The following is a 20,699-nucleotide window of genomic DNA, read 5'->3' as shown; positions in this document are numbered from 1 at the left end:
TCTAAATATTGAGAAAGTTTTTTCTGACAATTCCACTCAAAAAAAGAGGACATCCATTCGATGTCCTCTTTTCCATAAACGTTCTATTATTTTTTCAATTCGATTGCTAAATAGTGTGATCGTTCTTTCGCTTCAATATGAATATCCTCTTCTATCGCTTCTGCTGCATCACGCATAACAAGATTTTCACCATTTATTACACTACTCCCTTCAATTTGTACAAGGTACAATTGACGGCCTTCTTGCACCGGAAAATGAATTTCTTTTCCAGCATCTAACGATAAAGAATATAAATTCGCATCTTGGTGAATACGAATTGGTGCCTCTCCTTCTACTGGAGATACCATATGGAACCATTCATTTTCACGCTTACTCCAATCAAATGTAAACTCACCATAGTTTGGTTTATGATCCGCACGATCTGGTAAAATCCAAATTTGTAATAAACGTAGTGTTTCATTTCCTAAATTATGCTCGCTATGAAATACACCTGTGCCAGCACTCATATATTGAACATGTCCTCGCTCAATTGTTCCGCGGTTCCCCATGCTATCCTCATGTGTTAAAGCACCATCTACAACGTACGAAATGATTTCCATATCACGGTGCGGATGCATATCAAAACCAGTTTGTGCCGCTACTAGGTCATCATTAATTACACGCAATGCTCCAAAGTTCATATTATTCGGGTTATAGTAATTCGCAAAGGAAAAATGAAAATGTGTATTTAACCAACCGTGATTTGCTCTTCCCATATTTTTATGATCAACTTTTCTAAACATATCCTTCACCTCATATTATCTCGAATTCAAGATTTATTTTTAAAATTTTTCTCACTGTAATTTTTTTAGTAATTGTAATAATTGATGTTGTTCTTCTACATTTAAATTTTGAAACTGCTCCGCTTGGAACGTTTCTTGAGGCGGGACGATTTCTTCATATAAAGCTTCTCCCTTTTCTGTTAACGAAATATATTTTGTAGTACCTTCTTGTTCACGATGAATCCACTCCAGCTGCTCCATTTTATTTAATAGCTGCGTGATATTTCCCTTCGTAACAAATAGTTTATTTCCGAGCTCTTGCTGCGTTAGACGATTATGTCCTCCAACTTGAGCTAGCACATCAAACTGAGCGGCAGATACATTCCATTCTTTCAAATGCTGATTCGTCTCACGAATACTTTTGTTATAAAAACGTGATAAACGAAACCATAATAGTAATCCGAGTCTATCTTCTGTCTTCATTCTATCACCTCGCTCATTTCATACCATTAGTTTAGAACTAAACTTTATAAAAGTCAATCACTTACTTTTAGTAATTAATAAAGAAAGCACAGTGCCATTTCTCCACTATGCTTTACATTAACTTTCTATTTTTATATTCATCTAACTTCCTCTCCGCGAACTTTCTCGCATCTTTCTCAATCCATCTATCTTCGTACAATTCACTTCCAACATACAATACTTCCCTCTTATGCTGCATCGCATGGCGAAATTCATGCAGTAGTGTTTTGAGCACCTGCTCATACTCTTCCCATATGCAAACAAAAATTAATTGTTTTTCTTTATGATAAAAACCACCTACTGGGAATAAGAATTCCTCTTCTTCTTCTCCTAATGATAGAAGCACATGATTCGCATCACACGTATCACAAAAAATAACTGGTGTTTTACATACTTCAATCAGTGAAAACAAATCATCTCTAAGCCTTTTGACATCCCAAGGAAGCTCCGAATCCAACACATACCAATTCTCCACCTGTTGATATACATTTTGAAACTGGAGTTCCATTTTTCTATAATCCCCTTTCCAAACTCCCTTTTCCTATATGTATGCCACAATATGTAAAATATTAAACCTACTCTTTCCCCTTTCGAAAAATGACAATAAAAAAGAATCTATGTCAGCATAGATTCTTTTTACGTAATCACTTTTTTTTTCATCATTTTTTTTAATACAAAGTAACCAATTGTACAAACAATAGCAGCAAGTGCAAAGTATTTCACATATGGCCCAGCGACTTTATTAATACTTTCCCACTCTCTTCCTAATTTAAAACCTAAATATACAAATACAATTGACCACGGAATAACAGCTAATGTAGTTAGCGTAATAAACTTAGCATGTGACATTTTTGCAATCCCTGCTGGTATCGAAATAGCATGACGCACAACAGGAATAAAACGCGCTGTAAAAATAACGCCAGTTCCGTAACGATTAAACCAATCTTCAGCATAATCAATATGTTTCTTTTGAATTAAAATATATTTTCCATATCGCTCAAGGACGGGTCTTCCTCCGTATCGACCGATCCAATAAATGAATAATTGTGCGATTACACCACCAATTGTACCGAACGCGACAGCGCCCCAAAACGTAATGCTTCCTGTTGATACTAAATAACCTGCATAAGACAATACGATTTCACTCGGAATAACCTCTAACATCAATCCAAGCATAATTCCCCAATAACCAAGTCCTTCTAGAAAAACTAAAACGGAATGAATCAACTCTCCTAACATTATGTACCTCTCTTTACTTTTTTCATTGCAAAAAATAAAAGTACAAGCAGTAAATATCTTGTACTTTTATTTTTTAAAATTAGCTAGTCTTCGTATCCCACTTAAAGATTTTATTTAAAAATTTATATACATTCTTTGACTCTTTCGTCAGAAGTGGACCTAAGATGGATAGTATAAGCACGTATAGTGCCGAGAATGGTTTCAAGACTGACATTAAACCACCGGCGATTCCGATATTGGCCATAATGATGGAGAATTCTCCTCTTGAAACGATTGTTAATCCAATATTTGTTGACGCTTTATGAGATAATCCAGCTTGTCGCCCTGCAATCATTCCTGCAATAAAGTTACCGATGATTGTAAGAAGGACAGCACCTAACGTTAACCATATCGCTCCGCCTAATGAAAACGGATCAATGCTTAATCCGAAACTAAAGAAGAAAATAGCTCCGAAAAAGTCTCTAAATGGAACAACGAGATGCTCAATTCTGTCACTATGCTCTGTCTCAGAGAAAACTAATCCTAAAAGAAGTGCTCCAATTGCTTCGGCAACGTGAATTGTTTCCGAGAAACCTGCAATAAAGAATAACGAAGCAAATACTACAATAATGAAAATTTCATCTGAACTAATATTGAGCAATTTATTTAATAACGGCGTCGCCTTTCTAGCTACAATAAAGAATAGAAGCATGTATCCTAGAGCAATTCCAATTGAAGTAAGAGCACCTAGGAAGGAAGCATGATCCCCTAGAACTAAACCAGAGACAACTGATAAATATACAGCAAGGAATATATCTTCAAACATAATAATTCCTAAAATTAATTCGGTCTCATTATTACCAGTTCTTCTTAAGTCCACTAACACCTTTGCAACGATAGCGCTAGAAGAAATCGTAATAATACCCGCAATAATTAAGATTTCTAGTAAAGGGAATCCCATTATAAATCCGTATAATAACCCAAGTGAAAAGTTAATTAAAATATAGATCGTTCCGCCAATCGCAATAGAACGTCCAGATTTTATTAGTTTTTTCATCGAAAACTCAAGTCCTAGATAAAACAGAAGGAACAGAACCCCAATCCGTCCAAGGAAGGAAATGACACTTGCACTTTCAATAAACTTGAAATCGATAACACCTATTGTCGGCGCGTGTGGCCCTACTAACATTCCAAGAACAATTAGAAACGGAATTACTGAGAATTTAAACTTTCCAGCAATTACTGCCGCAATTGCAACTAATACTAACGCTGTACCAACTTCAAAAATTAACGTATCCATCTAGTCAGTCCCCCTATTCGAAAGTAACTCATTAATAATCTTTTTAATTTCTTCTCTCTCGCCTGAAACTACAAGCATATCGCCTTCTTCAATTACCGTTTCTGGCCCGGGATTAAATAATTTTTTCATATTCTTTTTCATAACTGCAATGATCGTTACGCTATATGTTTTTCTTATTTCAAGATCACCGATTGTTTTTCCAAGCGCTGGAGCAGCATTCTCTACTTTAAACCACTCAATCGCTAAACCTTCAAAGACCATTTCAACATTTTCTAATGCTCTAGGCTTGTATACCATTCCACCTAATATTGCTGCAATTTGTCTTGCCTCTGAGTCACGTAATGAAATACTTGAGATGCTTTCTTCATGATCTGAATCAAAATGATACATTTCTCTACGTCCATCATCATGAATAACAATCACCATCTTTTCGTTACCTTTCGTAACGATTTGAAACTTATAACCAATACCCGGAAGTTCACTTTCTCTAATATTCATATTTAGCTCCTCCATAACTTCTTTATTTAAATTTTCTGTTTTTCTGTCTTTTGTTCATTAAATCAATTTTAGAAATTCTAACCATTCAGGATACCTGTGACTTGGAAATCTTTTATTGTAATAATAAGTGGCTCCTAAAAAGATACTTAAAGATGTAATGATAAAAAATATATTACTTCTCATTTTCAAACTTTTAAGGCTTACTTTCAATAAAGTTTCTTCTTTCAAATTATCCCCTCTTTCTCGCTTTACATTTAGTTTTTTAAAATGTAAATAATTCTAAAAATATTACGATGTAACATAATCATAACACAAAATATGTTTATGTAACATAATTTTTTAGAAAAATTGATTCTCGTATATTTTTTGCATATAATTTTCTTATTACGGAAAAAAGGAAGTGTATTATATGGTTGATATCTTTAGCAGATTCCTTGAGGTAACGAATAATATTTTATGGTCATATATTCTTATTGCAATGCTAATCGGCTTCGGTCTTTATTTCTCTTTCAAATTAAAATTCGTCCAAATTACTCATTTCCGTGAGATGGTCAGTTTAATTAGTAAAGGGTTTAATCGAAAAGAAAAAAAGAAAGATAGCATCTCTCCATTCCAAGCATTTTGCTTAAGTGCAGCAGCGCGCATTGGTATCGGAAATTTAGCTGGTGTAGCATTAGCCATTTCAATGGGTGGACCTGGTGCAATATTTTGGATGTGGTTTATCGCAATTATCGGAGCAGCTACTAGTTTCGTAGAATGTACGCTCGCGCAAATTTATAAAGTAAAAGATGGCAGCAGGTTCCGTGGTGGACCAGCATATTACATGGAAAAAGGATTAAACAAACGCTGGATGGGTGTTTGGTTCTCACTTCTTATTACAGTTGCGTACGGATTAATCTTCAATTCAGTACAAGCAAATACGGTAACAATAGCGTTTGAAAATGCTTTTGGATTAGAGCGAACGATCGTAGGAGCTCTATTAGCTTTATTAGTTGCAGTTATTATTTTCGGTGGTATCAAGAGCATTTCACGTATTACAGAAATGATTGTTCCTCCAATGGCAATTATTTATATTGGTGTGGCAATTTTTGTCGTTATTAACAACTTCACTATGTTACCAAGCATTTTTATGGAAATATTTAATGGTGCATTCGGTTTAGACCAAGCTATCGCTGGTGGTATTGGAGCAGCAATCAAGTTCGGAATTCAGCGTGGTCTATTCGCGACAGAAGCAGGTATGGGTAGTTCTCCTAACGCAGCAGCAACATCAGATGTATCTCATCCTGTAAAACAAGGACTTGTTCAAGCATTAGGTGTTTTCGTGGACACATTCTTAGTATGTACATCAACAGCATTTATCGTATTATGTTCCGGACTGTACAAAGGAACAAATTTACAAGGTATTGAATTAACACAAAGTGCATTAAGTTCACAAATCGGACCGTGGGCAAGTACTTTCTTAGCGATCATTATTTTCCTATTCGCTTTCAGTTCTTTACTAGGAAACTACTATTATGGTGAAACAAACATCGCATTCATTAAAGAAAGCAAAACATGGTTACTGATTTATCGTGTTGCAGTTGTCGGAATGGTGTTCTTCGGATCTATCGCTGCCCTTCAAACAGTTTGGAGTTTAGCTGATTTCTTTATGGGACTAATGGTATTCACAAACTTAATTGCCATCTCATTCCTTAGCAAGTTTGCATACGCAGCTTTAGTAGACTATATAAAGCAAAAGAAACAAGGAAAAGATCCTGTCTTCGTTGCAAGTTCTATCCCTGGCTTACAGAATACAGAGTGTTGGGATGGACAGGATGTAGAAGAGAAACAGAAGGCTGTGTAATAATTAAAAGCGGAAGCGGCTCGTCCAGAATCGCAGGACATTGGAGCTCTCGACCTTGAAGCGCTTTTTGCTTCGAGCGAGAGAGCGAAATGACCGGAGATTCTAGCCGCTGGAGCTGGACATCATTAAAAGCGAAAGTGGCTCGTTTAGAACAAGAGCTATATATCAAAATAAAAATCCCTATTACTCCACAGTAATAGGGATTTTTATTTATAACAGTTCATAATTTGTTCAAATTAATTCCAGCAAAAGGGTTGATTTATACAAATTACTAGATTATAATTATTATAAATTAGTAATTGATATAACATAACAACTCAAAAGGAGATTGATCATAATGAACAAACAAGTAATCGAAGTATTAAACAAACAAGTAGCAGACTGGAGCGTTTTATTCACAAAATTACACAACTTCCATTGGTACGTAAAAGGACCTCAATTCTTCACATTACACGAGAAATTCGAAGAACTTTACACAGAGTCAGCTACTCACATCGACGAAATTGCAGAACGCATTTTAGCAATTGGCGGCAAACCAGTAGCAACAATGAAAGAATACTTAGAACTATCTTCTATTCAAGAAGCAGCATACGGCGAAACTGCAGAAGGAATGGTTGAATCAATTATGAAAGACTACGAAATGATGCTAGTCGAACTGAAAAAAGGCATGGAAATCGCTCAAAACTCTGATGACGAAATGACATCTGACCTACTATTAGGCATCTACACAGAACTAGAAAAACACGCTTGGATGCTACGCGCGTTCTTGAATCAATAATATATTTAAAAGCGGAAGCGGCTTGCTCAGAATCGCAGGGCATTGGAGCTCTCGACCTTGAAGCGCTTTTTACTTCGAGCGAGAGAGCGAAATGACCGGAGATTCTAGCCGCTGGAGCTGGATATTATGTAAAAGTGGAAGCGGCTCGTTCAGAACAGGAGGGTGTTGGAACTCCTGATTACGAGGCGCTTTTTGCCTCGAATGAAGGAGTGAAACAACCAACTGTTCTAGCCGCTGGAGCTGGATAATATTAAAAGCGGAGGTGACTTGCTCAGAACAAGAGGGCATTGGAGCTCCTGACGAAGAGGCGCTTTTTGCCTCACAGGAAGGCGCGAAATGACCGACTGTTCTAGTCACCGGAGCTGGATATCATTTAAAGCGGAAGCGGCTCGTTCAGAGTCGCTTTTTTCTATGGGGTTAATCGCGCATATCAGTACATGAAATTTATATCAGCGATTTTTGCATTATATCGGCGATTCCATCAAATATATCAGCGATTTTTCCAATATATCGACTTACCGACAAAACACGACAATATTAGCACCCCTCTCCTCTACTTTTATCAATATATTACAATCCCTTTTATGTTAAAATATAGGTAACATCCTTTAGTAAAATAGATCCAAAAAAGCTTTTCCATATTCATCATTTACTACTTAAATGGCGGGAGTGGTTCAGTTGAAAGACTACTTAATTAGAGCATTTTTTGCGTTAATAACAGTTGGGATTCTCTTACTTATAGCTAATATTTTCAATATACGTGTCGAGGTTAAAGACTATGCTTTCCTCGTTGTTGTAGCAATTGGTGGCGGCTGGGGTGGCTGGTACCTGTATAAAAAACAAAGTAATCAAAGTGATAAAGGCATTCCAAAGTAATACGGAATGCCTTCTTTTATTGCCGTCTATAATAAATAATAAAATTCAAACCGCTAATACAGCCAATTGCAATAAACATGCCAAAACTCTGTGCATCCCCAGCTAGATTATACTCATCAACGATAAACCCAGACATAAACAACGTTATCGCGGCAACACCGATACACAATATCGAAATAAACCAAAGCGAAAATTCATTAATTAGCTCTTTCTTCTGTGTTGAAACAATTAGCATAACAAGAATAGATGCTGCTAATATACTTTTAAAAACAGGACGTAAATACACAAACTCCTCCATCTATTTCTCCTTTTCCTAAAATATTACATCTTAACATTAACATATTTAACTAAATTAAAAACACATGCCTTTTCAAGATAAAATGACATGTGTTTCCAAAAACATCTATAAAATTGTATTATGATAGCTGCTTCCACTTCGTTCCTAAAACAGGACGCACATAATTTTGGATTGCATGAATTAGTTTATCTGCCGTCTCAGCTGAAACGATCAACTCTTTATTTGATGGATTCATAAATCCTTCTTCTGCTGCACGTTCAACCATTTGCAAAATTGGTCCATAAAAGCCTTTTATGTTCAATAAACCAACCGGCTTATTATGTATACCAATTTGTGACCAACATACTACTTCAAATAGCTCTTCAAACGTTCCGTATCCGCCCGGTAATGCAATAAAAGCATCCGCAAGCTCTGCCATTTTCGCTTTGCGCTCGTGCATCGTTTCTACTTCAATTAATTCTGTTAGCCCTGTATGAACAATTTCTCCTCGGAATAGACCGCGCGGCATAACACCTGTTACACGTCCGCCTAAGCGAAGAACTTCGTTTGCCACTTCTCCCATTAATCCAACGCAAGAACCACCGTATACAAGCTCATAATCGTTCTCAACAAACATTTTTCCTAACGCTATTGCCTGCTCTTTAAATTCAGGCCTCTCCCCTAAGTTGGAACCTGCAAACACACAAATCTTTCTCATTCCTACACCCCGAAACTATATATTGTTATGATACAATGAATATTGTACAACATATTGAAGGGATGAGGAAGAAATGGATATCGTCGCATTTCAAAGATGGGTGGAGGAATTTTACGAAAAACGAAGCTGGTCACAGTATAATTCCTTTATTCGCTTAAATTTCTTAACAGAGGAAGTCGGAGAAGTTTCACGCGTTGTTCGCGCAATCGAAATTGGCCGTGATCGTCCTGACGAAAAAGTGAAAACAGAAGAAGAACTAAAACAAGAGTTAAAAGAAGAACTTGGTGATGTACTATCTAATCTTATTATTCTTTCACAAAAATATGATTTAGATTTACAAGACATTATGGAGGCACACGTCACAAAGCTTTCGAAAAGGTTCGAAGTATCCAAATGAGAATATTATCAATTATGGTATAATGTTCTTGTCACAATACTAAGGGGGATTTTATGTTATCTAAAAAATTGCACGACGCATTAAACGATCAAATGAACTTTGAATTTTACTCTGCCCATGCTTATATGGCGATGGCTGCTTACTGTACGGCGGAGAGCTATGATGGATTCGCTAATTTTTTCCTTGTACAAGCTGAAGAAGAACGTTTCCACGCAATGAAGCTTTACAACTACATTAATGACCGCGGTGAGCGCGCTATTATTACTGGATTTGATAATCCAAATAACAAATACGAATCTGTACTGAACGCTTTTGAAGTGGCACTTGAGCACGAGCGTGAAGTAACGAAGCGTATTTACAACTTATCTGATATCGCTTGGGATGAGCGTGAGCATGCAACAATTACATTCTTAAAATGGTTCGTCGATGAGCAAGTAGAAGAAGAATCTTCATTCGATAGCATCATCCAAAAATTAAAACGTATTACAAGCGATTCAAACGCATTATTTATGCTAGACGCTGAATTAGAGAAACGTACATTTACGCCTCCAGCTGAATAGTATTTCAATCACCTTAATGAATGTATTAAGGTGATTTTTTTATTTCTTCTCTAAGCTGAATAACCCTCGCCAAATCTTTCTTATAAAGCCCTGAAACCTTTTCAACAAAGTTACTATTAGTAAAAGTCCCATCTCCTTCTTCTACTATGCTTAAATATCCATGTATAAACTTCAAAAACGCTCTAGCATCTTCTCCAGTTAAATGATTAATGTTCTCTATAATCTCATCAAACTCCCTTAAACTATCCGATTCTTTCACCCTAATTCCCCCTCTCTATATTATTTATCATACCAAAATAAAAAAGTCGTTCATCCCTCTAGGCGAGAGATAAACGACTTCGTTTGTTTTTATTAAAGCATAACCCCAACGATAATAGCTGATAATATACTTACTAACGTTGCACCGTATACAAGTTTTAATCCGAATGAAGATACAACGTTTGCTTGTTTGCCATCAATACTCTTCGTTGCACCTGCGATAATTCCGATTGATGAGAAATTTGCAAATGATACAAGGAAGATAGATAAAATACCTACTGTACGAGCTGATAAATCGCCAGCTACTTTTCCAAGGTCAAGCATTGCAACGAATTCGTTCGTTACTAATTTCGTTGCCATAATTTGTCCTGCCGTTAGCATCTCTGATGTTGGAATACCCATTACGAATGCTAATGGTGAGAAAACGTATCCTAAAATGCTTTGGAATGTGATTCCGAAAATTGAATCGAACACACCGTTAATTGCTGTAATTAATGCTACGAAACCGATTAACATCGCCGCTACTGTTACAGCGATAGAGAAACCAAGCATAATATATTCGCCTAACATTTCAAAGAATGTTTGTTTTTTATCTTCTTGTAATTCTAAAATGTCGTCTTCTTCTTTTACGTCATATGGATTAATAATATGAACGATAATGAATCCACTAAATAAGTTTAATACAAGTGCTGTTACTACATATTTTGGATCAATCATTTTCATGTAAGAACCGACGATTGACATCGATACTGTTGACATGGAAGATGCACAAAGTGTGTATAAACGATTTTTCGGTAATTTGCTTAGTTGATCTTTTACTGTAATGAATACTTCACCTTGACCAACAATTGCAGCTGCTACTGCATTATATGATTCTAGTTTTCCTAAGCCGTTAATTTTACTTAATAGGAAACCGACTGCACGGATGATAATCGGTAAAACTTTAATATGTTGTAAGATCCCGATTAATACTGCTAAGAAAATAATTGGTAATAATACTGTTAAGAAAAATGGTGCTTGTCCATCATTTGCTAAACCACCAAATACGAAATTAACCCCTGCTTCCGCAAATTTTAAAATAGCGCCAAATCCATCTGCAATCCCTTTTACTAATACAAATCCGACCTTTGTATTTAGTAAGAAATACGCAAGTACCAATTGAATGACAAGCATAAGTGCAATTGGTTTATATTTAATTTTCTTACGATCTGAACTGATAAGGAACCCTAGTACAAATACTACAAGTAAACCGACTAGAAACATTACGATCTTCATATGTGAATCCTCCACTTCTCCCACGAGTTATTGGTCGTATAACGTATAACGAATGACGTCTGACCATTGATGTTAAAAAAATTTAAAACCCCTAAATATTATTCAACTGTTTTCTAAAATCGGTAAGCGTTTACATAAATTGCAATTTATAAAAGGTAGCTTCTTCTCTCCTACCATACTTGAAAGTCTGAAATTGATACCACCTACAAATCAAATTGTAAGCGTTATTTAATCGAAATGCAATATAAATTTTAAAAGATTTTTATATGTTAATATATTCCTAACTAATTGGTTTTTTCATGCAAATTTACCATAAAAAATAGCCCTAGCTATAAGCTAGGGCCATCTTTGTTTATAACATAACACCAACGATAATCGCTGATAGAATACTTACTAATGTCGCACCGTACACAAGGCGTAGACCGAATGATGATACAACATTTGATTGGTTTTCATCGATACCTTTCGTTGCACCTGCGATAATTCCGATTGATGAGAAGTTCGCAAATGATACAAGGAATACAGAAAGAATACCAACTGTACGAGCTGATAAATCACCAGCTACTTTTCCAAGATCCAGCATCGCAACAAATTCGTTTGATACTAATTTTGTTGCCATAATTTGTCCCGCTGTTACCATCTCTGCTTGCGGGATACCCATTACAAATGCTAATGGTGAGAAAATGTATCCTAAAATAGCTTGGAATGTAATACCGAACATTGAATCCAACAAGCTATTAATTGCTGTAATTAATGCTACGAAACCAAGTAACATTGCCGCTACTGTGATTGCAATCGTGAAACCAAGCATAATATATTCACTTAGCATTTCAAAGAATGACTGTTTTTTCTTATTTTCTAATTTCAGTGTATCTTCTTCTGTAATATCGTACGGGTTAATAATATGAATAATAATGAAACCACTAAATAAATTTAATACAAGTGCTGTTACTACATATTTCGGTTCGATCATTTTCATATAAGAACCTACGATTGACATTGATACTGTCGACATGGAAGATGCACATAATGTATATAAACGATGTTTTGGGATTTTACTTAATTGATCTTTTACTGTAATAAATACTTCCGCTTGCCCAACAATGGCAGCTGCTACTGCGTTATATGATTCTAGTTTTCCTAGACCATTTACTTTACTTAGCGCAGTACCAATAGCACGAATAAATATCGGTAAAATTTTAAAGTGTTGCAGAATTCCGATTAAAACGGCAAAGAATACGATTGGTAATAACGCTGTTAAGAAGAATGAAACCTCTCCTTTATTAACAAGACCGCCAAATACGAAAACGATTCCAGCTTCCGCATATCCAAGAAGCGCGCCAAATCCATCTGAAATTCCTTTTACTAAAATATAACCAACTTGCGTGTTTAATAAGAAATAACTTAACGCTAGCTGAATAACAAGCATAATTGCGATTGGTTTATACTTAATCTTCTTTCGATCGGCACTTATAAGAAAACCGAGTACAAATACAACGAGCAATCCTACAAGAAACATAACAAACTTCATTAATAAAATCCTCCATTTAACTCTTCATTAACGTTGAACGTCTGACCACTTGAAATAAGAAATAATCCGAACTTTCCATTTCTCCTCTAAAACCTTCAATCGGATAGGAAAGATCATAAAACCTCTTGTTTCAAAGGCATTTTCCATTCTAACATAAATCACAACTCATATCCGCACTTTTCTTAAAAAAATTACATTTTATTATAAAACGTTCATGAATGTTCGTCTTTTACATTATATAGCGAAACTTTAATCAGTATCATCCCCACTGATTATTAGCCCGTATCAATCGAGAGTTTTACCGTTCACAAATAGCAGGATAAAACAAAAAAATGAGCATCAAGTTTCACTTGATGCTCACCTCATTATACTGCTTTTTCTTTATCAGCTACTGCTGGCTTATCCCAGCACTCTGTATTGTTCAAACCTGGAATAGACTCCGCGTAGAATACTGGATCTTTTCCTTGTTTCTTTTGCTTAACGTAATCTGATAATGCCGCGAAAGCGTACTTAGAAAGGAATACGATCGCAACTAAGTTAATAACAGCCATAATCCCCATAAATAAATCTGCTAAATCCCAAACGATTTGAATTGTTGCTACAGATCCTAAAACAACCATACCAAGCACAGCAATGCGGTATGCATTTAATAACACTTTACTTCCATTTAAGAATTCAATATTCGTTTCACCATAGTAGTAGTTACCCACTAATGAACTAAATGCAAACAAGAAGATTGCAACTGCTACAAATATAGAAGCCCACGGTCCGATATGTTGACTTAATGCTTGTTGCGTTAATTGAATTCCGTTTAAATCAGCCGCTCCAGGCACATCTGATAATAAAATGATAAATGCTGTACAACTACAAATTAATAATGTATCTGTAAATACCCCTAAAGTTTGAATGAAACCTTGTTTAACTGGGTGCGTTACGTTTGCAGTCGCAGCTGCGTTCGGCGCACTACCCATACCTGCTTCATTTGAGAATAATCCACGTTTTACCCCTAGTAAAATCGCAGCTCCTAATCCCCCACCTACTACTTCTTTAATTCCGAAAGCATGTAAGAAAATTTCTTTAAATACATATGGAATTGCCGTAATGTTTGTTACAACAACGAATAATGCTACTGCTACATATATAATTGCCATTACTGGAACAATCATTTCAACCGCACGTGCAATACGTTTTACTCCGCCGAAGATAATGATTGCAAGTAAACCAGCCATAAACAGACCTACAAACTTACCATCTGTGTTAAATGCTCCATCAAAAGCCGCCGCTACTGTGTTTGACTGCACGGCGTTGAAAATTAATCCGAAACTAACTGTTATTAGAACAGAGAAGACAACTCCTAGCCAGCGTTTCTTTAAACCCTTTTCCATATAATACGCTGGACCACCACGGAATGCATTCCCATCTTTTACTTTATAAATTTGCGCTAATGTGCTCTCTACAAATGCAGAAGCACCCCCAATTACCGCAATTAACCACATCCAAAATACCGCTCCTGGTCCACCTGCTGAGATTGCGATAGCTACACCAGCTAAGTTACCAGTACCTACACGAGAAGCTGTACTCATACAAAAAGCCTGGAACGATGATACACCGCTCTTCTCTTTTTGAGCTTTCCTCGTTTTCGAACTTGCCCCATCCCCAAGCAAACGAATCATTTCACCGAAGTAACGAACTTGGACAAATTTCACACGAAACGAAAAGTAAAGTCCTAACCCAATTAACATCGCAATAATGACATATGACCAAAGGACATTATTTACATCCCCAATTACCTTAGCTAAAAAATCCATAATTGCATTGCCCCCTCTTCCTAACAATAAGAAAATTATATTCTAAAAACTTTTAGTAATCAAGAATTTTATGTTAGGTTTTATAACATGGACATGTTAAATTTATTAACATATATGTTTTTTTACGTAAAAATATAACCAGTACGTGCATTTATCCAATACTCAATCACTCATCCCATTCGACCGGTCATACTTTTAAGACAGTGCGTTCTCTACAAATAACGAGAATAATGAACAAACAAAATTATATTAATAATTCCCTCTCACCCTTTTCATCATTTACTACAACAAAAAAGACGAGCATCGAATTTATCTCGACGCTCGCCTTTTCATTACACTGCTTTTTCTTTATCTGTTACCACTGGCTTATCCCAACACTCCGTATTCGTTAAACCAGGAATAGAATCTGCACTGAAGACTGGATCTTTTCCTTGTTTCTTTTGCCTTACATAGTCTGCCAAAGCAGCATATGCAAATCGGCCAAGAAGTGTAATCGCGATTAAGTTTGTGATTACCATTAGTCCCATAAATAAATCCGCCATATTCCATACAACTTGAAGTGTGGCAACAGAACCGAATAATACCATTCCCACTACCGCAATACGGTAAATCGTTAACCAAGTTTTACTTTGTTTAATGAATTCAATGTTCGTTTCACCATAATAGTAGTTTCCTAGAAGTGAACTGAAAGCGAATAGGAAAATAATAATCGCTAAGAAGCTACTTGCCCATGGGCCAATTTGTGAACTTAATGCATTTTGTGTTAATTCAATACCTTCTAAATTTGTTGCCTTATATGCACCAGAACATAGTACGATAAATGCTGTTGATGTACATACTAAGAATGTATCCACTAACACTCCAATTGTTTGAATAAAACCTTGTTTCGCCGGATGCGTTACATCAGCTGTTGCTGCCGCGTTCGGCGCACTACCCATACCTGCCTCGTTCGCAAATAATCCGCGCTGAATACCATACTTCATTGCAGCACCGATACCGCCACCTACAGCTGAATCTAAACCAAATGCTCCTTTAAAAATTTCTGTAAACATATCCGGTATTAAATAATAATTTTTAATAACAACGAAAATTGCTACTGCAATATAAATAAGTGCCATTGGCGGAACGATCATTTCAGACATACGCGCGATACTTTTCACGCCACCAAAAATAATAACCGCAACTAATACTGCTAATACAATCCCAACAACGTAACGTTCAATACCAAAAGCGTTTTTAAATGCTAATGTAACTGTATTTGCTTGTACGGAGTTGAAAATTAATCCGTAACTAATTGTAATAAGGATAGAGAACCAAATTCCCATCCAACGTTTATTTAAACCTTTTTCCATATAATAAGCAGGACCACCACGGAAGCCACTGCCATCTTTTATTTTATAAATTTGTGCAAGCGTACTTTCCACGAAACTTGAAGACGCTCCGACAATCGCAATAACCCACATCCAAAATACCGCTCCAGGTCCTCCCATAGAAATAGCTAACGCTACACCGGCTAAGTTCCCGATTCCAATACGAGCTGCTGAACTCATACAGAACGCTTGGAAAGAAGATACACTACCTTTTTTACGCGTCTTTCCAGTTAATCCATCACTCATTAATCGAACCATTTCCCCTAAATGAGTAATTTGTACGAATTTCAATTTAATAGAAAAATAAAGACCTAAACCAATTAACATTGCAATAAGAATATATGACCAAAGAATTGTATTCGTTGATGAAACAAATTGCTCTAAAATATTCATACAATTAACCCCTCCTTTTCTCCATAAAACGAATTATATTTAAAAAACATTTAAAAATCAACATTTTTCGACAATTTGCAATTTCCAAATATTAGCCAGACACGAAGTAACAATATCTTTATGACTCTCCTCCCTTTAACTGTACATACTAAAACAAAAAGTAAATATACAAACTACCCCATTGACAAAAACACCAACCTGTAACTATAATGATTACATCAGGTTGTAACAAACCTTATTACAACAAATTCATTTACTTTCAGATATACACTTTAACAAAACACTTTGGAGGGATTTATTATGAAAATCGGAATCATCGGAGCAACTGGTAAAGCAGGAAGTCGTATTTTAAAAGAAGCATTAGATCGCGGACATGAAGTAACTGCAATCGTAAGAAACGCTGCAAAAATTACAGAAGAAAATATAAAAGTTTTAGAGAAAGATGTATTCGCTCTTACATCTAATGACCTACAAGCATTTGATATAGTTGTAAATGCATTCGGCGCTCCAGCAGGAGAAGAACATCTTCACGTAGATGCAGGAAACGTACTAATTGAAGCTATGAAAGGTGCACCTAACACAAAATTACTTGTAGTTGGCGGCGCTGGAAGCTTGTTTGTAGACGAAGAGAAAACAACGCGTGTATTTGATACGCCAGGTTTCCCAAATGAATACCTTGCAACAGCTCAAAACCAAGGTAAAAACTTAGAAATCTTGCAACAAACAAACGATATTACTTGGACATTCATCAGCCCTTCTGCACTATTCGCATTAGGAAAACGTACTGGTTCTTATACAGCTGGACAAGACAATCTTCTTGTTAACGCAAAAGGTGATAGCTACGTAAGTTACGAAGACTTCGCAGTTGCAGCACTTGATGAAATCGAAAATCCAAAACACGTAAACGAACGCTTCACAGTAGTTTCTGAAGCTGAGTAATAAAAAAAGCTCGTAAAACATAATGTTTTACGAGCTTTTTTTATTATTGCACTTGTTCTAAGCCATTTGGAGTAATCTTGAAGGAAATTTCTTTAAACTTTTTCTTATCTCCTTTTCCAACTAACTCACTATTTTTGTACCAAATTAAACGACCTGACTCGGCATGATACACTTTCACTACATCTCCATATTCAAAATCCACTCCATTTAGTTCAGCAAATCTTTTTCCAGTTTCTTGCCCTTCTGCTGATACACGTTTCTTTTCAATTCCATTTCGATCATATACTGTCAAACCCATATATTCTTCTTTTTCAAAACGGTAATGTATTTTATTACTAGTAAAGTTTATATTTAATTCTTTTTCATTGTGACGAAGCGTCACTGTTGACATTACATCATTTGAAATCCCTTGAAAAATGATACTGTCACCATAAATACCATTAACTTGAACAGGAATTGAATTTTTATTTCCCTTCTCATCCTCAATTTCTACTAACACTTCCTGTTTTCCAGCGTCTAATTTAGACCATATAATCTTACCTGTTACTTTTACATTCTCACCTAAATTTTGAACAAGTTTACCCGCTTTTTCTTCATCAAAATTCGTACCAACTACAAGGTTTTGTACCTCATTAGCAGGTTCACCATACGGAACTTTATACGGTTCAACTTGCTTCTCGCGAATATCATTACTATCTGTAGCTTTCCATATTTCTTTTTCTAATTTAGGTAAATTTAATTTTTCTATTTTTTCTCTAGTCTCATCACTTGGAGTTAATCCCCATTCTTTAAAGAAAGGAACTAAATTTTGTCCTGCCACTTTTGATGTCATATAAACAAACATTTGCTTTTTCTCTTCATCAGAAGTAGGCAATTCCTCTTCAGATAACAAGCGATACGCTTGATGCAATGTAGGATAAAAATCTTCCCCATAAACGATATTTAATTGCCAAAACATCGTAAGCGGATCAATTTCATCAATTACTCTTTCGGCAATAGGTCTTTCTAAATACTCAAATGATTTTTCATAATGTTCTTCCATGTCTAGTTTATTCCCTAATGCTTTTTGTACTGCTAAAGAATAAATGTTGACTGTTACTTCCCCAACAGTATCCCAGTCCCACGGCCTTTGTTGATGTAAATGTCCAACTTCATGCCATGGTCCCCAACCATCCTTTTCAAGTACTTCTAAATCCAATACTCTATTCATTACTTTTGGGATATATGCTGTACGATAATCTGTTGCAAACATATAATCATCTTCATCCGGATTCCGTTTTTCAACAAACTGAACGTAATGATTTGGAGATTTTGCGACTCCAATACCGTCCTCAGATAATCCTGCTACTGCATTTTCCAAACGAATAATCTTATCATGTAATTTCATTAACTTTGTTGGATCTGTATCGTTCATATGATCTTGAACAGCATTATAACTCGCAGTAATTAAACTTCTCTCACCTTTTAATTCAACGGCATAAGGATCTTTATATTTTTCTAGCATTTCATCCCAATCTTTTTTCGTATGTTTCCCTAATACAAATAAAGGAAAATGAGTACCTCCATTTGTAACAGTTGCTGTTACCTCGCCTGATCTATTTAAATTATAAAAATATAAAATACCTCCATTAGGTGAGGAAATCACATTTTTTCCCGGTTTCAAATCAAATTCTTTCGGGGCTGCTTCTTCATAAGAATGGGTCCCTATAAATGCCTTAATTGGCTGATTTCCTTTTATCTCAATACTAATTTTTTCATTCGGTTTTGTATAAATTCCAGTCGGTTCATTAGGCGAAAAAGCTAATTGCATCTTTAAACGCTCTTGCTCTTCTTCCACACTACCTTTTCCCGGCAACTGAAACGTTCTCTGCTCAAACTTATTCTCTTTAACCTCTTCTAAATTCCCACCTTTATTCTCTTCCAAAGGTGCTGCATATCCTTTCGATGCTTCGAAAGCTACTGGCGATAATAATGTAGATATACATATCCCAGCCACTAATACCCTACTACTCTTTTTCTTCGACATAATCTGTGTCCCCTGTTCTTTTTGTAATGCAAACCATCATAGATATATTCATTTACTGCAAAATCAATTTATCTTTATACAACCATTTTAAATACACAACAAAACTTCGCGCCCCAATATCGCTTACCTTTATTCCCTATATGTATTCGCTTTCTTATATAGAAAAAAATTTTAAGTCTAAAATTCCTCCTCATCTTTCTCTATGTTTTATGATGAGTTCTCCTTTTTTTTACATCACGGGATAATGATAAGAAATACATTTAATATGTATTGTTGTCTATACATGAAAAATGTGTATAAAAATATCGTTTTTTTACAATTCATTCATAGGCATCCATCTATGGACAGTTTTTCCAAAGTGAATTGTACACGATATTTTTCTCCTTAGATAGACATTTCAATTAGATTAATATTACAATTTTATGAATTTAATATAAAAATCGTAATGTTTCAATTTTAAATTATAATGCTATTTTAAAATAAAAAACCCGCCTGAAAGATACTAATCTTCCGGACAGGTTTTTATTAATCCAGCATACGTTTCATTATAAATCCTTTTCCATGTAACCATTCATCTTCAATTTCACCAGTTAAATGGAAGCCTATTGATTCATATAACTTTTGTGCAAGTTTATTTTCTGGATGTATGCTTAAATACATAACTTTGCAATTATATTCTGTGTTAAAATGGTCCATCAACAAACGTAATAATGGTTTTGCATACCCTTTTCCTTGGCATGCACTGTCGATGACAAATTGATTTAAATATACAGCCTTTTCTTCTTCCTCAAACCAGCCATACATTGCATATCCAATAGGTGTATCACCATCATATAGCCCTACCGAAATTGCATCTTCTTTATATTTTGTTTCAGCATCAACTAAACAATTTTCAACTGTACTTTCAATAAATTTATGCTGTTCCTCTGTTACTTTTAACTTAGCAATTTCATGCCGATTTTCTGTCGTTATTTCACAAATACGAAGTTTCATTTTTTATCTCTCTCTAATTTCTTGTTTTCATTATACCGTACTGATCAAAATATTCATGTTGGTGATGCAAGAAATCCGAAGCATGCAAACAAGAACATATATTTTTCTCCATAATTTTCTTTCACTTAAATTTAGTCCTTCAAACAATATCCCCACTCGATTTTCTAATATAATAATTTGATATATATACACATTGAGTCCGAACGGTAAAAGAAAACTAAGTCCTCCCCACCACCAAGACTTTTCATACTTATACAAAAGGGTCGCTATGTAGATTTGTGGTAACTACTCAGCTTTTTCAGACAAAAAAGCAGGCCAAATACATGTTTCCGATTTGAAAACATGAAAAAAAATACTC

At 35.4% G+C, this 20,699-nt stretch carries 21 protein-coding genes; 6 read left to right on the top strand and 15 right to left on the bottom strand.

The window, feature by feature from the left end; translation table 11 throughout:
- Nucleotides 1-86: 86 nt before the first annotated feature.
- From JDS99_RS24110 to JDS99_RS24085, 6 genes are all read right to left on the bottom strand, one after another.
- Complete coding sequence (locus JDS99_RS24110; RefSeq protein WP_088064759.1) at nt 87-782, bottom strand: pirin family protein; 696 nt, start codon at nt 780-782, stop codon at nt 87-89.
- A gap of 51 nt (nt 783-833) precedes the next feature.
- Entirely contained in the window at nt 834-1,244 is a 411-nt protein-coding gene (locus JDS99_RS24105) for a MarR family winged helix-turn-helix transcriptional regulator (RefSeq protein WP_088064760.1), read from the bottom strand.
- 112 nt (nt 1,245-1,356) lie between these two features.
- Entirely contained in the window at nt 1,357-1,791 is a 435-nt protein-coding gene (locus JDS99_RS24100) for a DUF3920 family protein (protein ID WP_000422822.1), read from the bottom strand.
- A gap of 128 nt (nt 1,792-1,919) precedes the next feature.
- Nucleotides 1,920-2,522, bottom strand: a complete 603-nt coding sequence (gene uptA, locus JDS99_RS24095) for an undecaprenyl phosphate transporter UptA (RefSeq protein WP_088064761.1) — start codon at nt 2,520-2,522, stop codon at nt 1,920-1,922.
- A gap of 79 nt (nt 2,523-2,601) precedes the next feature.
- Entirely contained in the window at nt 2,602-3,801 is a 1,200-nt protein-coding gene (locus JDS99_RS24090) for a cation:proton antiporter (protein WP_088064762.1), read from the bottom strand.
- Nucleotides 3,802-4,299 carry a cation:proton antiporter regulatory subunit gene (locus JDS99_RS24085; protein ID WP_001026071.1) on the bottom strand — a complete coding sequence of 166 codons (498 nt, stop codon included), beginning with the start codon at nt 4,297-4,299 and terminating at the stop codon, nt 3,802-3,804. It abuts the gene before it with no gap.
- Between the two features lie 409 nt (nt 4,300-4,708).
- Here JDS99_RS24085 and JDS99_RS24080 point away from each other — a divergent pair, with 409 nt between their 5' ends.
- The 3 genes from JDS99_RS24080 to JDS99_RS24070 all read left to right on the top strand — a co-directional run bounded on the left by JDS99_RS24080 (nt 4,709) and on the right by JDS99_RS24070 (nt 7,796).
- Nucleotides 4,709-6,142 (top strand): alanine/glycine:cation symporter family protein, encoded by a 1,434-nt coding sequence (locus tag JDS99_RS24080; RefSeq protein WP_088064763.1) that lies wholly within the window; start codon nt 4,709-4,711, stop codon nt 6,140-6,142.
- A gap of 337 nt (nt 6,143-6,479) precedes the next feature.
- Entirely contained in the window at nt 6,480-6,920 is a 441-nt protein-coding gene (locus tag JDS99_RS24075) for a Dps family protein (protein WP_001041898.1), read from the top strand.
- Between the two features lie 678 nt (nt 6,921-7,598).
- The gene (locus JDS99_RS24070) at nt 7,599-7,796 is read left to right on the top strand and encodes a hypothetical protein (protein ID WP_000656314.1); all 198 of its coding nucleotides are present in this window, start codon (nt 7,599-7,601) and stop codon (nt 7,794-7,796) included.
- A 16-nt stretch (nt 7,797-7,812) separates the two neighbouring features.
- Here the strand turns inward: JDS99_RS24070 and JDS99_RS24065 are convergent, their stop codons facing one another.
- Both JDS99_RS24065 and JDS99_RS24060 read right to left on the bottom strand, forming a co-directional pair.
- Complete coding sequence (locus JDS99_RS24065; RefSeq protein WP_098088797.1) at nt 7,813-8,094, bottom strand: hypothetical protein; 282 nt, start codon at nt 8,092-8,094, stop codon at nt 7,813-7,815.
- Between the two features lie 118 nt (nt 8,095-8,212).
- Nucleotides 8,213-8,791: an LOG family protein gene (locus JDS99_RS24060; protein ID WP_097907639.1), complete on the bottom strand. Its 579-nt coding sequence runs from the start codon at nt 8,789-8,791 to the stop codon at nt 8,213-8,215.
- A gap of 73 nt (nt 8,792-8,864) precedes the next feature.
- Between JDS99_RS24060 and JDS99_RS24055 the strand changes: the two genes are divergently transcribed.
- Both JDS99_RS24055 and JDS99_RS24050 read left to right on the top strand, forming a co-directional pair.
- Entirely contained in the window at nt 8,865-9,188 is a 324-nt protein-coding gene (locus JDS99_RS24055) for a MazG nucleotide pyrophosphohydrolase domain-containing protein (protein WP_000355764.1), read from the top strand.
- A 53-nt stretch (nt 9,189-9,241) separates the two neighbouring features.
- The gene (locus tag JDS99_RS24050; RefSeq protein WP_046955624.1) at nt 9,242-9,748 is read left to right on the top strand and encodes a ferritin; all 507 of its coding nucleotides are present in this window, start codon (nt 9,242-9,244) and stop codon (nt 9,746-9,748) included.
- A gap of 25 nt (nt 9,749-9,773) precedes the next feature.
- Here JDS99_RS24050 and JDS99_RS24045 read toward each other — a convergent pair whose 3' ends face one another.
- The 5 genes from JDS99_RS24045 to JDS99_RS24025 all read right to left on the bottom strand — a co-directional run bounded on the left by JDS99_RS24045 (nt 9,774) and on the right by JDS99_RS24025 (nt 16,383).
- Entirely contained in the window at nt 9,774-10,007 is a 234-nt protein-coding gene (locus tag JDS99_RS24045) for a hypothetical protein (RefSeq protein WP_088064765.1), read from the bottom strand.
- A gap of 92 nt (nt 10,008-10,099) precedes the next feature.
- Nucleotides 10,100-11,281, bottom strand: coding sequence for a NupC/NupG family nucleoside CNT transporter (locus JDS99_RS24040; RefSeq protein ID WP_046960038.1), 1,182 nt, complete (start codon nt 11,279-11,281; stop codon nt 10,100-10,102).
- A 352-nt stretch (nt 11,282-11,633) separates the two neighbouring features.
- Nucleotides 11,634-12,812, bottom strand: a complete 1,179-nt coding sequence (locus tag JDS99_RS24035; protein ID WP_199695826.1) for a NupC/NupG family nucleoside CNT transporter — start codon at nt 12,810-12,812, stop codon at nt 11,634-11,636.
- A gap of 365 nt (nt 12,813-13,177) precedes the next feature.
- On the bottom strand, nt 13,178-14,620 hold the full coding sequence (locus JDS99_RS24030) for an alanine/glycine:cation symporter family protein (RefSeq protein ID WP_000346403.1): 1,443 nt from the start codon (nt 14,618-14,620) through the stop codon (nt 13,178-13,180).
- A gap of 332 nt (nt 14,621-14,952) precedes the next feature.
- Nucleotides 14,953-16,383, bottom strand: coding sequence for an alanine/glycine:cation symporter family protein (locus tag JDS99_RS24025; protein ID WP_088064767.1), 1,431 nt, complete (start codon nt 16,381-16,383; stop codon nt 14,953-14,955).
- A 300-nt stretch (nt 16,384-16,683) separates the two neighbouring features.
- On the opposite strand from JDS99_RS24025, the gene JDS99_RS24020 reads away from it, so the two are divergent.
- Nucleotides 16,684-17,322 carry an NAD(P)-dependent oxidoreductase gene (locus tag JDS99_RS24020; RefSeq protein ID WP_199695825.1) on the top strand — a complete coding sequence of 213 codons (639 nt, stop codon included), beginning with the start codon at nt 16,684-16,686 and terminating at the stop codon, nt 17,320-17,322.
- 43 nt (nt 17,323-17,365) lie between these two features.
- Here the strand turns inward: JDS99_RS24020 and JDS99_RS24015 are convergent, their stop codons facing one another.
- Both JDS99_RS24015 and JDS99_RS24010 read right to left on the bottom strand, forming a co-directional pair.
- Nucleotides 17,366-19,348, bottom strand: a complete 1,983-nt coding sequence (locus JDS99_RS24015) for a M60 family metallopeptidase (RefSeq protein WP_345943233.1) — start codon at nt 19,346-19,348, stop codon at nt 17,366-17,368.
- Nucleotides 19,349-19,873: 525 nt separating this feature from the next.
- Nucleotides 19,874-20,341, bottom strand: a complete 468-nt coding sequence (locus tag JDS99_RS24010) for a GNAT family N-acetyltransferase (protein WP_149236918.1) — start codon at nt 20,339-20,341, stop codon at nt 19,874-19,876.
- Nucleotides 20,342-20,699 lie beyond the last annotated feature (358 nt).

The organism is Bacillus cereus group sp. N6 (genome assembly GCF_016483705.1).
GTDB classification, from domain to species: domain Bacteria; phylum Bacillota; class Bacilli; order Bacillales; family Bacillaceae_G; genus Bacillus_A; species Bacillus_A wiedmannii.
The sequence above is the reverse complement of the archived record's forward strand: the minus strand, read 5'-3'. Positions and strand labels throughout refer to the sequence as shown.

Excerpts from the sequence above, each read along its gene's own strand:
- JDS99_RS24065 (WP_098088797.1), bottom strand. The coding sequence starts at position 8,094 with ATGGAGGAGTTTGTGTATTTACGTCCTGTTTTTAAAAGTATATTAGCA.
- JDS99_RS24025 (WP_088064767.1), bottom strand. The coding sequence starts at position 16,383 with ATGAATATTTTAGAGCAATTTGTTTCATCAACGAATACAATTCTTTGG.
- JDS99_RS24080 (WP_088064763.1), top strand. The coding sequence starts at position 4,709 with ATGGTTGATATCTTTAGCAGATTCCTTGAGGTAACGAATAATATTTTA.
- JDS99_RS24060 (WP_097907639.1), bottom strand. The coding sequence starts at position 8,791 with ATGAGAAAGATTTGTGTGTTTGCAGGTTCCAACTTAGGGGAGAGGCCT.
- JDS99_RS24040 (WP_046960038.1), bottom strand. The coding sequence starts at position 11,281 with ATGAAGATCGTAATGTTTCTAGTCGGTTTACTTGTAGTATTTGTACTA.
- uptA (WP_088064761.1), bottom strand. The coding sequence starts at position 2,522 with ATGTTAGGAGAGTTGATTCATTCCGTTTTAGTTTTTCTAGAAGGACTT.
- JDS99_RS24050 (WP_046955624.1), top strand. The coding sequence starts at position 9,242 with ATGTTATCTAAAAAATTGCACGACGCATTAAACGATCAAATGAACTTT.
- JDS99_RS24010 (WP_149236918.1), bottom strand. The coding sequence starts at position 20,341 with ATGAAACTTCGTATTTGTGAAATAACGACAGAAAATCGGCATGAAATT.
- JDS99_RS24105 (WP_088064760.1), bottom strand. The coding sequence starts at position 1,244 with ATGAAGACAGAAGATAGACTCGGATTACTATTATGGTTTCGTTTATCA.
- JDS99_RS24020 (WP_199695825.1), top strand. The coding sequence starts at position 16,684 with ATGAAAATCGGAATCATCGGAGCAACTGGTAAAGCAGGAAGTCGTATT.
- JDS99_RS24100 (WP_000422822.1), bottom strand. The coding sequence starts at position 1,791 with ATGGAACTCCAGTTTCAAAATGTATATCAACAGGTGGAGAATTGGTAT.
- JDS99_RS24055 (WP_000355764.1), top strand. The coding sequence starts at position 8,865 with ATGGATATCGTCGCATTTCAAAGATGGGTGGAGGAATTTTACGAAAAA.
- JDS99_RS24015 (WP_345943233.1), bottom strand. The coding sequence starts at position 19,348 with ATGTCGAAGAAAAAGAGTAGTAGGGTATTAGTGGCTGGGATATGTATA.
- JDS99_RS24035 (WP_199695826.1), bottom strand. The coding sequence starts at position 12,812 with ATGAAGTTTGTTATGTTTCTTGTAGGATTGCTCGTTGTATTTGTACTC.
- JDS99_RS24030 (WP_000346403.1), bottom strand. The coding sequence starts at position 14,620 with ATGGATTTTTTAGCTAAGGTAATTGGGGATGTAAATAATGTCCTTTGG.
- JDS99_RS24085 (WP_001026071.1), bottom strand. The coding sequence starts at position 4,299 with ATGAATATTAGAGAAAGTGAACTTCCGGGTATTGGTTATAAGTTTCAA.
- JDS99_RS24110 (WP_088064759.1), bottom strand. The coding sequence starts at position 782 with ATGTTTAGAAAAGTTGATCATAAAAATATGGGAAGAGCAAATCACGGT.
- JDS99_RS24075 (WP_001041898.1), top strand. The coding sequence starts at position 6,480 with ATGAACAAACAAGTAATCGAAGTATTAAACAAACAAGTAGCAGACTGG.
- JDS99_RS24090 (WP_088064762.1), bottom strand. The coding sequence starts at position 3,801 with ATGGATACGTTAATTTTTGAAGTTGGTACAGCGTTAGTATTAGTTGCA.